Genomic DNA, 11,568 nt, shown 5'->3' with positions numbered 1-11,568 from the left:
AGGTCCACCCGCGGGGGTGACGACGTGCGGTGGGGGCCAGATCGGGGTCGAGCTCGACACCAGCGGGCTCTGAGACGCTAGGCGGCCACCGGGCCGAAGAGGGCGCTCAGGCGGGGGAGGCGGGTGGCGGTCTCCGCCGTGTCGTCGAAGTCGAAGTCCCAGGACGGGTCCAGGGGCGGGTAGCTGATCGTGAAGGAGTCCGCCGGCAGCTCGTGGCCGGTCGCCGACCGGTAGGCGCTCCAGGCGATCGAGAGGGCCTCCTCGTCCCACAGTTCCAGGCCCTCTGCCGCCGCCTCGCGGACCGCGGGGTGGGAGGCCAGGGAGTCAGGGTCGGCCAGGGACGCCTCGAAGGCCTCCTGGCCCTGGGTGAGGAGCCAGCCCCGGAAGTAGTCGAAGCCGTCGTCCGAGCAGCCGCCGTTGATCACGTAGGCCGCGGCCCAGAGCGGACTGCGGTAGGACTCCGCCAGCAGGTCCCACAACACCTGCTGGGCGGCGGCTATCTCCGCCTCCGGGAGGCCGGCGAGCAGCGCCGACGCGCGCTCCGCCACCCGGTCCGTCTCCGCCTGCTCGCGGGCCGTCTCGATCAGCTTCCAGAACGTCTGCTTGTCCATGGCCCGAGCCTGGCATCCGGGTCTGACATCAGGTGAGGAAGGCGTGGAGAGATCCGGTGAGTGCTGTGACGAAGGCGTCCTGGACCCCGGCCGGGAGCAGGTCCAGGGAGAGGTACGGGTTCAGGTCCTCCAGCTCCACCAGCAGGAGTTCCCCGGACGGCGCCCGGCAGGCGTCAACGCGCTGGATGCCGTGGCCGAGGGTGTTCCAGGCGATGAACGTGCGGGCGAAGGCCAGGTCCGCCTCGGTGGGGGCGTACGGCTGGAGGTCCCAGCGGCGGGCCGGGTCAGGGCCGTAGAGGGCGTACTGGAAGGCGTCGTCGACGAAGTAGAAGGAGACCTCGTACGCGAAGTCCACGCGCGGCTGGATGAGGACCTCCCCCGCCGGGCTGCCGGACGGGTCCGCGGTGAAGGTGAGGCCGATGGAGTCCGCGCCCTGCTTGGGCTTGACCGCGTACTGCGCGGCCCGGGGCAGCTGCGAGAGCCTGGCCGGGTCGTCGACCGTGGGGATGACCGGGTAGCCGGCTGCGGTCAGGTCGAGGAGGTACTGCTTGCCCGCCATGTCGCCGCGGCCGGTGAGCGGGTTGTAGACGCGGGTCCCGGCGGCGAGGGCGGCCGTCCGGAAGGCGTCGTAGGCCCCCTGGTAGTGCAGGACGGGACCGCTGTTGCGGACGATCACCGCGTCGAAGCCCGGCATCAGGGCCTGCGCGTCGCCGGGATGGCACAGGGCCAGCTCGAAGTGGGTCCGCAGGCGGGAGGTGAGGAATATGTCCTCGTCGCAGTAGCGGCGGCCGCGGGCCGGGTACGCCAGGTCGGTCACGTAGAGCAGGGGCATGACGGCAACCTATCGCGGGCAACGATCAGCGCATGAAATACCTCGTTCGGGACAAAGTGCTGGCCATCGGGGACGACTACTGGATCGAGGACGAGGCCGGCCGCCACGCGTTCCTCGTCGACGGGAAGGCGCTGCGGGTCCGCGACACCCTGGAGCTCAAGGATCCGGACGGCCGGATCCTGATCACGCTGCGGGAGAAGGTGTTCAGCTTCCGCGACGCGATGACCCTGGAGCGGGAGCGGGACGGCCGCCGGCTCGCGGTGATCCGCAGGAAGCGGTTCTCGCTGCTGCGCAACCACTACCGGGTGAGCCTGGTGGAGGACACCGAGCTCGACGTCAGCGGGCGGATCCTGGACCGGGAGTTCAAGGTCGAGTACGAGGGGGAGCTGCTCGCCCTGGTCTCGCGGCAGTGGTACCGGATCCGCGAGACCTACGCCGTGGACGTGATCCGCGAGGACGCGGACGCGGCGCTGCTGATCGCGGTGGCCGTGTGCGTGATCCGGATGGCGGAGAAGGAGCGGGAGGACGACCTGTAGGGGACGGGCCTCCGGAGACGCCCCCTAGTGCTGTGGCCGGAAAGGTCCACCCCCTAGCCGCGCGAGGCGACCGCCACGATGGCGTAGACGTACACCACGGCCATCAGCAGGCCGATCAGGCCGGCGAAGCCGGCCCGGACCCGGGCGCCCGCCGGGCTGCGGCGCGGGTCGGCGCCGCGGGCCAGCAGCAGGAGCACGGCCGAGGGGATCAGCAGGAACGCGCCGAGGAGGTACAGGACGACCCCGACGGGCAGCAGGAGGAGAGCCAGGCCCAGGCAGATCCGGCGGAACCTGACGGCCTCGCGGACCACGACGGGGACGACGAGCGCGAGCAGGGGCGGGATGAACAGCCCCGTCGTGCCCACGCCCAGGCTCCAGACGGTCGCGAGCCCGCCCAGCAGCAGCGCGCCGCCCGCTATCGCCCGCTGCGTGCGGTGCGTGCGGTGCACGTCCGGGTCCGGCGGGAGCTCGTACCGCACCTGCATCCGTTCCTGCACGCGGGCGTCCGCCTCGGCCCAGGCCTGCGCCTGTTCCTGCCCCGGGTCCGGTGCCTGCTCCCGCAGCACCGGCGCCTGGTCGGAGCCGCCCGCCCCAGCCATTGCTCTCTCCCCCGTACCCGTCATCCAGCTGAGCCTAGATGAGTGAGTCCGAAGTGGCGTCTGCGGGGAGGTGCCAGGCACGCGCGTCTGCGGGCGGACGACGCCACTTCGGACTCACTCATCTAGACCCCGCCCCGCCGCCGCCTGGGCCCGGCCCAGACGGCGGTCCTTGAGGGCGGGGAACTGGGTGCGGGTGTCGGAGACCTTCGCCGGGTCGAGGTCCACGGTGAGGACGTCCTCGCCCGGGCCCGCCTCGGCCAGGACCTCGCCCCAGGGGTCCACCACCAGGCTGTGCCCGGCCTGTTCGACGCCCGCGTGGGTGCCGGCCAGGCCGCAGGCCAGGACGTACGACTGGTCCTCCACCGCGCGCGCCCGGTTCAGCAGGGTCCAGTGGGACCGGCGGCGGGCGGGCCAGCCCGCCACGACCACCATCGTGGTGGCCCCGGCGTCGACCAGGCCGCGGAACAGCTCGGGGAAGCGCAGGTCGTAGCAGGTGGCGATGCCGAGGGTCTGCTCCGGCAGGGTGACCGTGGTCAGGGAGTCGCCGGGCGACATGAGCACCGCCTCTCCCTGGTCGAAGCCGAAGCGGTGGATCTTGCGGTAGGTGGCGGCCAGCTCGCCCGTCGGGGAGAGCACGAGGGCGGTGTTGTAGAGCGAGCCGTCGCCCGCGCGCTCGACGACCGACCCCGCGTGCAGCCAGACCCCGGCGTCGCGCGCGGCCTTGGACATGGCCTCGAAGGTGGGGCCGTCGAGGGGTTCGGCCTCCGTCTCGAACTGCTCGTAGGCGAAGGCTCCGACGGTCCACAGCTCCGGCAGGACCACGAGGTCGGAGCCGGCCTGCTCCCGTACGAGCTCGGCCGCCCGGGCACGCCGGGAAACCACCGACTCGCCCTCATTCACAGCGATTTGGATCAGCGAGGCGCGCACAGTACCACCGTCCTGGCATTCAAGCCGTCAACTCGGGCCTACGATCGTCACACGAAAGCACTGCCGGGGTGCTCACCGGCAGCGTAGTTTTGGAAGCCGAGTCCGTTGTCCAGATCTTCCAGAACGCGCCACTGAACAGCACCGCGAGGGGTCCCGTTGACCGTCCATCCCAGCCTTCAGCCCTATGCCGACGCGTGGACGCACTCCATCGAGGCGATATCCGAGCTGGTCCTCCCGCTGACGGAGGGCGAGTGGAACCGGGCGACCCCGTGCCCCGGCTGGTCGGTCCGCGACGTCGTGTCCCACATCATCGGCATCGAATGTGAGCAGCTCGGGGACCCGCGGCCGATCCACACCGTCGCGCGGGACCTGCGGCACGTGGTGGACGAGTTCAGCCGGTACATGGAGGTGCAGGTCGACGTACGACGGCACCACACCGCCCCGGAGATGACCTCGGAGCTGGAGTACACCGTCATCCGCCGGTCCCGGCAGCTGCGGAACGAGAAGCGGGATCCGGACACGATGGTGCGCGGCCCGCTGGGCGACCAGGTGACGCTGGAGCACGCGCTGCGGCTGCGCGCCTTCGACGTGTGGATGCACGAACAGGACCTGCGCCAGGCGCTGGGCGTACCCGGGAACTGGGACTCGCCGGGGGCGTACGTGGCGCGGGACATCCTCCTCGCCGGGCTGCCGAAGGTGGTCGCGAAGGGCGCGGGCGCCCCCGCGAACTCGGCGGTGGTCGTGGACGTGCACGGGCCGCTGGAGTTCATGCGGACGGTACGGGTGGACGCGGCGGGCCGCGGGACCCTGGACAAGGCCCCGTCGCTGGGCCCGGCGGTGACGCTGACCCTGGACTGGGAGACGTACGTCCGCCTCGCCGCGGGGCGGGTCCGTGCGCACGTCGTCGCCGATCGGGTGAAGGTGGAGGGCGATGCGGAGTTGGCCGGGGCCATCCTGGCCGCATTCGCCGTTACGCCGTAGCGCCGGCCGGGCGGGTGAGCCCGGCTGCGCCGGGACCTGGGGCTCCGCCCCAGACCCCGCGCCTCAAACGCCGGCGGGGCTGATTATGGCCCCGCGCCTCCGACGCCGGCGGGGCTGGATCTGGCTGATGCCGCCACCGGGGCAGGGACCAGCCGGTCCCGTTCCCGTGACAGGGCCCGGCCCCGCAGGCGGAGGATCTGGGTGATCCCGAGGGCCTCCAGCACGAACACCGTCGAGAAGGCGATGCGGTAGTTGTCGCCGGTGGCGTCGAGCAGGATGCCCACCGCCAGCAGGGTGGTCATCGAGGCGAGGAAGCCGCCCATGTTGGTGATCCCGGACGCGGTGCCCTGCCGCTCCGCCGGGTTGGCGGGGCGGGCGAAGTCGAAGCCGATCATCGAGGCCGGACCGCACGAGCCGAGGACCAGGCACAGCGTGACCAGCAGCCACATCGGGGCCCGGTCCCCCGGGTACACCAGGACCGCCGCCCACAGCAGGGCGGTCAGCCCGACCGTGCCCAGGGCGAGCGGGATCCGCGAGCACTGGCGGCGGCCGACGATCTGGCCGTAGACCAGCCCGAGGGCCATGTTCGAGGCGACCACCAGCGTCAGCAGTCCGCCCGCGGTGGTCCGCGACAGCCCTTGCGCCTCGACCAGGAAGGGCATCCCCCACAGCAGCAGGAACACCATCGCCGGGAACTGCGTCGTGAAGTGCACCCACAGCCCGAGGCGGGTGCCGGGTTCGCTCCAGGACTCCCTGATCTGGCGGCGGACGAAGCCTCCCCCGCCCCGCGGCGGGGAGGCCGGCTCGTGCCCCTCCGGGTGGTCGCGCAGGAACAGCACCAGGGGGACGAGGACCACCAGCCCCGCGACCGCGCTGCCGGCGAACGCCGGCGTCCAGCCGACCCCGTGCAGCACGGGCGCGAGCACCAGCGTGGAGACGAGGTTGCCCGCCATGCCGACGAGCCCGGCCAGCTGGGCCATCAACGGTCCGCGCCGGGCCGGGAACCACCGGGTGCCGAGCCGCAGCACGGAGATGAAGGTCATCGCGTCGCCGCAGCCGAGCAGTGCCCGGGCGGCCAGGGCCATCCCGTACGAGGGGGAGAGGGCGAAGCCGAGCTGTCCGGCGGTGAAGAGCACCGCCCCCAGCGTCAGCACCTTCTTGGTGCCGAGCCGGTCCACCATCAGCCCCACGGGTATCTGCATGCCCGCGTAGACCAGCAGTTGGAGGAGGGAGAAGGTGGCCAGCGCCGAGGCGTTGACGTGGAAGCGGTCGGCGGCGTCGAGTCCGGCGACGCCCAGGCTGGTGCGGAAGATCACCGCCACGAAGTAGACGGCGACGCCGATGCCCCAGACGGCGACGGCCCCGCGCCCGCCCGGAGGGTCCTTGACCGCGGCCGCGGCCGCCGCCCCGGTCATCGGCCCTGCCCCCGGACCAGGGACTCGACCCGGCCGATGTGTCCGCGCACGGCGGCGGCCGCCGCCTCCTCGTCCCCGGCCCGCAGAGCTTCCAGGATCTCGGTGTGCTCGGCCAGCGTCCGCTCCACCCGGTCGGGGTGGCTGTGCAGCAGGGCCACGCCCATCCGCAGCTGCCGGTCGCGGAGCTGGTCGTAGAGGCGGCACAGGATCTGGTTCCCGGCGCCGCGCACGATCTCGGCGTGGAAGGCGCGGTCGGCTGCCATCATCGCGGCGAGGTCGCCCCCGGCCGCGTGCCGGCGCTGCTCCTCCAGCAGGCCGGCGAGCCGCTCCAGCAGTGCGGGCGGCGCGGGCACGGCCCTTCGTACGGTGAACTCCTCGACCAGCAGCCGGGTTTCGAGCACGTCGGTGATCTCCTGCGCGGAGACCGCCTGCACCAGGGCACCCTTCTTCGGGTACAGCTTCAGCAGCCCCTCGGTCTCCAGCCGCAGCAGGGCCTCGCGGACCGGGGTACGGGACACCCCCACGGCTTCGGCGAGTTCGCCTTCGGTGAGGAGGGTGCCGCCTTCGTAGCGGCGGTCGAGGACGCCCTGTTTGACGTGCTGGTAGACCCGGTCGGCGGCGGTCCCGGTACTGGTGGCGGCTGGCATGTGCACAGCATAGATACAACAGGGGTGCAAGCCCCGGCGCCGTCCAGGATGCGGACGACGGCGCCCGCCCGCTGCATCGAAGGATGTACCGCGGCTTCGTCCACCGGCACGACGTGCACCGCCCCGCGGGCCGGGACGCTGAAGTCATGGCCGACACCATGACCACCCTCCCCGTGAACCGTACGACCTCCCGGCTCCCGCTCCTCGACGTCCTGCGCGGCGCCGCCATCCTCGGCACGCTCATGACCAACGTCTGGATCTTCGCCTCGCCCGGCTCGGAGTGGGGCGTGCTCCAGGGCGGCCTCGCCACCCCCGACCCCGTCGCCGACCCCTCCGCCGCGAACCTCGCCGAGAGCGTCTTCCGCTTCCTCGCCGACGGCAAGTTCCTGGCCCTGCTGACGGTCCTGTTCGGCGTGGGCCTGGCCATCCAGTACGACTCCGCCGCCCGTCGCGGCGATCCCTGGCCCGGCCGCTACTGGCGGCGCGCCGCCTTCCTCTTCCTCGAAGGCACCGTCCACTTCCTGCTCGTCTTCGCCTGGGACGTGCTGATGGGCTACGCCGTCACCGCCCTCCTCGTCGCCTGGCTGCTGGCCCGCTCCGAGAAGGTCCGCAGGCGCGCCATGTGGACGGCCGCCGCCGTGCACCTGACCCTGGTCTCCCTGGTGACGCTGGCTTCCGTGACCCAGTCCGGTGACGGCACACCGAAGGGGCCGGACACGGCCGCCGTCGAGCTGTACGCGCACGGCGGCTACCTGTCCCAGATCGCCTTCCGGCTGGAGAACCTCCCCGTGCTGCGCATCGAGCCGGTCTTCTCCTTCGGCCTGCTCGTCTTCCTCTTCCTCCTCGGCGTCCGCCTCCACCGCGCGGGCGCCTTCACCGCCGGCGACGCGGGCCGCCGCATCCGGTCCCGGATGGCCGTCTGGGGCCTCGGCCTCGGCCTGCCCCTGAACACCGCGACCGCCCTCGGCGGCGACGACTTCTTCGCCCTGGGCCGCTACGGCGCCGCGCCGCTCGTCGCCGTCGGCTACATCGGCCTGATCGGCGTCGCCCTGGACCGGCTGTGGATCCCGCGGCCCGTCACCACCGCCCTCAGCTCGGTCGGCCGCACCGCCCTGACCTGCTACGTCACCCAGAACCTGCTCTGCATGCTGCTCTGCTACGGCATCGGGCTGGGCCTGACCCAGCGGCTGGCCGGGACCGGCCCCTGGTGGGTGATGGGGCTGTGGGCCGCAGTGGCCCTGGCCCTGGCCGCCGGGTCGTGGCTGTGGCTGCGCCGCTTCGACCGGGGCCCGCTGGAAGCCGTACAGCGGTGGGCGCTCAGGTGACCTCCACGTCCAGCACGAACTCGTCGTACGGGGCCTCCTGCGGATAGGGCGGCCGGACCTGCGCGAACCGGATCCGGGCCCGCCCTCCCGGGGAGCGGCCCCGGACGGTATACGTCCGCTCCACCGGCGCCCCGGGGACCACCCCGCCGGAACCGGGCTCCGCGGCCTCCTCGGTCACCGCCACCGCGTCCGTGTTCCCGGTGACCTGCCAGGTCCACACGTACCCGCGGGCCCCGCGCCCGGTCAGGCGCAGCGCGTACGACTCCCCCGGGCCGAGCACGACGTTCCGTACCTCCACCTGCCACCGCCCACCTTCGCGCCGGTCCCTCAGACGGGGCCGATGACCGGCCCCTCGTGCCAGCCCGCGCCGTCGCGCCAGTAGTGCTGGAGCCGGCGGTCGGTGCGCAGGACGACGACTTCCAGGTTGAACCCGAAGCTGCCCTGGAGCATCCCGGTGACCGCGAGCACGTCGTGTCCGAAGACGGCGCCACGGCTCCAGGCGCAGCCGGCCGCGTTCCCCCGCCACCAGTGCTCGACCCGCCCGCCGTCGACGGCCACGCACAGCTCGTAGTTCCCGGCGGTGTCCTCGTCCGCGGCGCCGTGCTGCGCCTCGATCAGGCAGGGCGCGGAGGTCGCGGCCGCCGCGCCGCCGAAGACCTCCCCGGCGCGCCAGGCGAAGCCGTCCGGGTCGTCGCGCCACCACAGCTGCATACGGCCGTCCGCGCGGGCGGCGACGAGGTCGAGGCGGCGGCCGCGGGTCTGCACCAGCGCGGGGCCGTAGTGGGCGATGCCGGAGGCGAAGCGGCCGCCGTCGTTCCAGGTCCAGGGGGCGCCGTTGATCCGCCACCAGTGGTTCAGGCGCCCGTCGGCGGTCCGGACGACCACCTCGAAATTGCCCGGCTTGCCGTAGTCGCTCTGGATGAAGGCCGGGGTCGAGCCGACGGCCGCGTCACCCGGACCGAAGGCGCCGCCGTCGCGCCAGGCGCCGCCGGACTGCTCGTAGTACCAGTGGCGCAGCCGGCCGCCGGTGGTGACGTGCAGGGACTCCATGTTCCGGTTGTAGGTGGTCCCGGTGAAGGCGGGCTGGCCGGAGGCGTCGTGCGCGAAGGCGCGGGCGCGGGCCCACGGGAAGGGGGCGTCGCCGTCGCGCCACCAGTGCTGGAGGCGGCCGCCGCCGGTGGTGGCGAGGAGCTCGAAGTTGCGGTGGGCGCGGCCGTTGCCGCTCTCGTAGACGTTGCCCGCGTGCAGGCGGCGCTTGCTCCACGGATCGATGTTGGTGCCGCGCAGGCCGCACTTGGCCCAGTAGTCGATGTTCGCCTCGCCGTAGGCGATCCGCCCGTAGCCGCCGACGTGGTAGCCCGTCCCCCACGAGTTCTTGAACAGCCAGCAGCCGGCCGCGTCGTCGTAGCCGACGACCAGCACGCAGTGGCCGCCCGCGAGACGTTCGCTGGTGCGGTGGTAGACCCCGGAACCCAGGCCGAAGAAGTCCTCGTACACGTCGAAGCAGGCGGTCAGCGGGCCGACCGTGTCCAGCCAGACCTTCTGCTGCTCCACGTCGCCGAGCCGTACGTAGCCGGTGATCCGCACGGTGCGGCCCGAGCGGTCCCAGCTGGGCGTGTACTCGGCGCGCCAGGCGTCGCGGCGCGCGGCGGGCAGACCGGCGGGCGGGACGCTGTACGGCCAGCAGTCCGGGTCGGCGAGCCCGCCGTTCGCCGCGATCCAGTCGAGGGCGGACTCCGGGTCGCCGCCCTGCCCGCAGGGGCACTTCATCCCGTCGTGCACGTCCCCCTCGGACCGCTCGGCCCAGACCCCGTGCTCGATGCGGGCCATGGACTCCACCAGCGCGGCGGCGCCGAAGGCCCAGCAGGAACCGCAGGGGTTCTGGTCCTTCACCTTGGTGATCCAGGGCCGGCCCCAGCGGGCGCGCCAGTCCACGGCCGCGGGCCGGGCCGCGGCGGCCGGCGGGCGGGACGGGGCCTCACCCGCCGGCGCAGGAAGGAAACCGTGCGCCGCCCGGCGCCGGGTGAGGTCCGGATTGGCGCTCTCCCGCCCCAGGAGCGCCCGCAGGTCCACCGGTCCGACCGCGGCGGCCGGCGTCAGGTTCGCCCCGGGCTCCAGACCGAGCGAGGGCCGCGGCACCGGCTCCCCGTCGGCCAGGTGTTCCAGTACCGACCACCGCGCCCCCAGTGCCACGAGCCGCGCCCGTAGCTCCCCCGCGGTCTGGACAGACTCCTCCGGCATGGCGGCCCCCCAGCTGCAACCGTTCGCTTCCGAGCCCCGGGAGCGTCTCCCCGCGGGTGGGGCGCGTCAAGGGGGTCCGGACGGTCGCGTGGTGGCACGGGGGCGTACGGCCGTACCCGGCGCCGTACGGGGCGGGCCGGACCGGTTCCGCCCGGTTGTCCGGTCGGCGGACGGCGGGCCGGGCCGCCCGTATAGGGTCCCCACATGGGGACCTGGATCGCACCGAGCGCCGTCGAGAGAGAGCTGTACGAGGCCAGGAGCGCCGGCGACTGGTCCGCGTACCTCGGCGCCCTCGCCCGGGCCCAGCTCTTCCTGGCGCAGCCCCGCGTGCAGGCCGACGCCGACCCCGACACGGTGCGCTTCTACCCCACCCCGGGCAACGCCCTGGTCGTCCACACCGCCGGGATGCTGCCCGCGCCCGTACCGGAGACGGTCTACGAGTCCCAGAGCCTCGGCTGGTTCGGCAAGGTGTGGACCCCCGCCGATCCCGCCTTCCTGGCCGTGAACCCGGGCACCCCCGCCGAGGCCTACCTCACCACCACCCCCGCCGACCTGGCCCGCTGGCGCGCGCAGGGCGAGGCCGTCGCCTCCCACGGGCTGCCCGAGGGCAAGGTCCACGCCCTCTTCACCGGCGGCCCGCTCCACGGGCCCATCGCCCACGGCCTCGCCATAGGCGGCCATCTCGCCGTGACCAACGGGGAGTTCTGGAACTCCCTCGCCTACCACGGCTCCGGCTACCACCACGAGCGCCGGCGCCTCCACAAGGGCTGGGGCATCACCGACCGGCCCGGCTGGCTCGCCACGCTGGAGCAGCTGCTGAACGCCGGGATGGTCAGCCCCGTCTGGGAGTACGCGCTCCGCGTCCGCCGCGTCCTCGCCTCCGACTTCGCCGGGCCCGTCGACATCGAGCACTGGCGGCACGCGGCCGAGGCCAGCCTGCGCCGCAACGCCGAACGCTCCGCCGAACCGCAGCTGACCCCCGACGGGGTCACCCTCGCGCAGCCGCGCCCGACCGCCGAGGTGGAGGGCGAGATCGCCGGGGTCAAGCGGCTCATCGGCCGGATCACCCGCTACGAGCAGCGCTTCCGGGCCGACGGCCTCCTCCCCGAGGAGGGCTGGGTCCGCTCGGTGGAGGGCTGGGACCACGGCCGGGCCTCGCAAATGGCCCGCTGGGGCCTCGGCACCCGCTACGGCACCCTCCACGAGGCGGAGCGGGCCGTCCTGCGCGCGGGGGAATCGGCCCGTCAGACGTACCGGTCCTGGGCGGAGTTCTCCGCCGGGTACGTCCTCGGCCGGTGCCTGCACTTCGACGAGGAGGAGTTCGGCGAGTGGTACGCGGGCGCCCTCGACGCCCACCTCACGCTGACCACGGACCCCGCCAGCCCCTGGCTCAACATCAGCTGGAAATGACCGACCTCGGGTAGTCGGCGGGCGCGGCCGGAAACCGGCGGCGC

General features: G+C 73.3%; 12 protein-coding genes. 4 read left to right on the top strand and 8 right to left on the bottom strand.

Features of this window, described 5'->3' with window-relative positions:
- Nucleotides 1–77 precede the first annotated feature (77 nt).
- Nucleotides 78–611: a DUF4240 domain-containing protein gene (locus OG447_RS07630; protein WP_266935701.1), complete on the bottom strand. Its 534-nt coding sequence runs from the start codon at nt 609–611 to the stop codon at nt 78–80.
- 28 nt (nt 612–639) lie between these two features.
- Nucleotides 640–1,443: a hypothetical protein gene (locus tag OG447_RS07625; protein WP_266935700.1), complete on the bottom strand. Its 804-nt coding sequence runs from the start codon at nt 1,441–1,443 to the stop codon at nt 640–642.
- Nucleotides 1,444–1,475: 32 nt separating this feature from the next.
- Here OG447_RS07625 and OG447_RS07620 point away from each other — a divergent pair, with 32 nt between their 5' ends.
- The gene (locus OG447_RS07620) at nt 1,476–1,979 is read left to right on the top strand and encodes an LURP-one-related/scramblase family protein (RefSeq protein ID WP_266935699.1); all 504 of its coding nucleotides are present in this window, start codon (nt 1,476–1,478) and stop codon (nt 1,977–1,979) included.
- A 53-nt stretch (nt 1,980–2,032) separates the two neighbouring features.
- On the opposite strand, the gene OG447_RS07615 is transcribed toward OG447_RS07620, so the two are convergent.
- Both OG447_RS07615 and OG447_RS07610 read right to left on the bottom strand, forming a co-directional pair.
- On the bottom strand, nt 2,033–2,578 hold the full coding sequence (locus tag OG447_RS07615; RefSeq protein ID WP_266935698.1) for a hypothetical protein: 546 nt from the start codon (nt 2,576–2,578) through the stop codon (nt 2,033–2,035).
- A 114-nt stretch (nt 2,579–2,692) separates the two neighbouring features.
- Nucleotides 2,693–3,505 (bottom strand): carbon-nitrogen family hydrolase, encoded by an 813-nt coding sequence (locus OG447_RS07610; protein ID WP_266935697.1) that lies wholly within the window; start codon nt 3,503–3,505, stop codon nt 2,693–2,695.
- Between the two features lie 156 nt (nt 3,506–3,661).
- On the opposite strand from OG447_RS07610, the gene OG447_RS07605 reads away from it, so the two are divergent.
- Nucleotides 3,662–4,486 (top strand): maleylpyruvate isomerase family mycothiol-dependent enzyme, encoded by an 825-nt coding sequence (locus OG447_RS07605; protein WP_266935696.1) that lies wholly within the window; start codon nt 3,662–3,664, stop codon nt 4,484–4,486.
- 83 nt (nt 4,487–4,569) lie between these two features.
- Here the strand turns inward: OG447_RS07605 and OG447_RS07600 are convergent, their stop codons facing one another.
- Both OG447_RS07600 and OG447_RS07595 read right to left on the bottom strand, forming a co-directional pair.
- Entirely contained in the window at nt 4,570–5,901 is a 1,332-nt protein-coding gene (locus OG447_RS07600) for a nitrate/nitrite transporter (RefSeq protein WP_266935695.1), read from the bottom strand.
- The gene (locus tag OG447_RS07595; RefSeq protein ID WP_266935694.1) at nt 5,898–6,548 is read right to left on the bottom strand and encodes a GntR family transcriptional regulator; all 651 of its coding nucleotides are present in this window, start codon (nt 6,546–6,548) and stop codon (nt 5,898–5,900) included. Before OG447_RS07595 ends, OG447_RS07600 begins: the two co-directional genes overlap by 4 nt.
- Nucleotides 6,549–6,694: 146 nt before the next feature.
- On the opposite strand from OG447_RS07595, the gene OG447_RS07590 reads away from it, so the two are divergent.
- Nucleotides 6,695–7,873, top strand: coding sequence for a DUF418 domain-containing protein (locus OG447_RS07590; protein ID WP_266935693.1), 1,179 nt, complete (start codon nt 6,695–6,697; stop codon nt 7,871–7,873).
- On the opposite strand, the gene OG447_RS07585 is transcribed toward OG447_RS07590, so the two are convergent.
- Together OG447_RS07585 and OG447_RS07580 are read right to left on the bottom strand one after the other, a co-directional pair.
- Nucleotides 7,866–8,171, bottom strand: a complete 306-nt coding sequence (locus tag OG447_RS07585; RefSeq protein ID WP_266935692.1) for a protease inhibitor I42 family protein — start codon at nt 8,169–8,171, stop codon at nt 7,866–7,868. The two genes, OG447_RS07590 and OG447_RS07585, sit on opposite strands and share 8 nt — an antisense overlap.
- 29 nt (nt 8,172–8,200) lie before the next feature.
- Nucleotides 8,201–10,114 carry a C1 family peptidase gene (locus tag OG447_RS07580; protein ID WP_266935691.1) on the bottom strand — a complete coding sequence of 638 codons (1,914 nt, stop codon included), beginning with the start codon at nt 10,112–10,114 and terminating at the stop codon, nt 8,201–8,203.
- Nucleotides 10,115–10,318: 204 nt separating this feature from the next.
- Between OG447_RS07580 and OG447_RS07575 the strand changes: the two genes are divergently transcribed.
- Entirely contained in the window at nt 10,319–11,524 is a 1,206-nt protein-coding gene (locus OG447_RS07575) for a DUF1266 domain-containing protein (protein WP_266935690.1), read from the top strand.
- Nucleotides 11,525–11,568 lie beyond the last annotated feature (44 nt).

Source organism: Streptomyces sp. NBC_01408, assembly GCF_026340255.1.
In the GTDB taxonomy this organism is placed as follows: domain Bacteria; phylum Actinomycetota; class Actinomycetes; order Streptomycetales; family Streptomycetaceae; genus Streptomyces.
This window is presented reverse-complemented; position numbering and strand designations above follow the sequence as displayed.

Bases quoted from the DNA above. Each gene is read 5' to 3' on its own strand.
- OG447_RS07630 (WP_266935701.1), bottom strand. From the start codon at position 611: ATGGACAAGCAGACGTTCTGGAAGCTGATCGAGACGGCCCGCGAGCAG.
- OG447_RS07625 (WP_266935700.1), bottom strand. From the start codon at position 1,443: ATGCCCCTGCTCTACGTGACCGACCTGGCGTACCCGGCCCGCGGCCGC.
- OG447_RS07620 (WP_266935699.1), top strand. From the start codon at position 1,476: ATGAAATACCTCGTTCGGGACAAAGTGCTGGCCATCGGGGACGACTAC.
- OG447_RS07615 (WP_266935698.1), bottom strand. From the start codon at position 2,578: ATGGCTGGGGCGGGCGGCTCCGACCAGGCGCCGGTGCTGCGGGAGCAG.
- OG447_RS07600 (WP_266935695.1), bottom strand. From the start codon at position 5,901: ATGACCGGGGCGGCGGCCGCGGCCGCGGTCAAGGACCCTCCGGGCGGG.
- OG447_RS07595 (WP_266935694.1), bottom strand. From the start codon at position 6,548: ATGCCAGCCGCCACCAGTACCGGGACCGCCGCCGACCGGGTCTACCAG.
- OG447_RS07590 (WP_266935693.1), top strand. From the start codon at position 6,695: ATGGCCGACACCATGACCACCCTCCCCGTGAACCGTACGACCTCCCGG.
- OG447_RS07580 (WP_266935691.1), bottom strand. From the start codon at position 10,114: ATGCCGGAGGAGTCTGTCCAGACCGCGGGGGAGCTACGGGCGCGGCTC.
- OG447_RS07575 (WP_266935690.1), top strand. From the start codon at position 10,319: ATGGGGACCTGGATCGCACCGAGCGCCGTCGAGAGAGAGCTGTACGAG.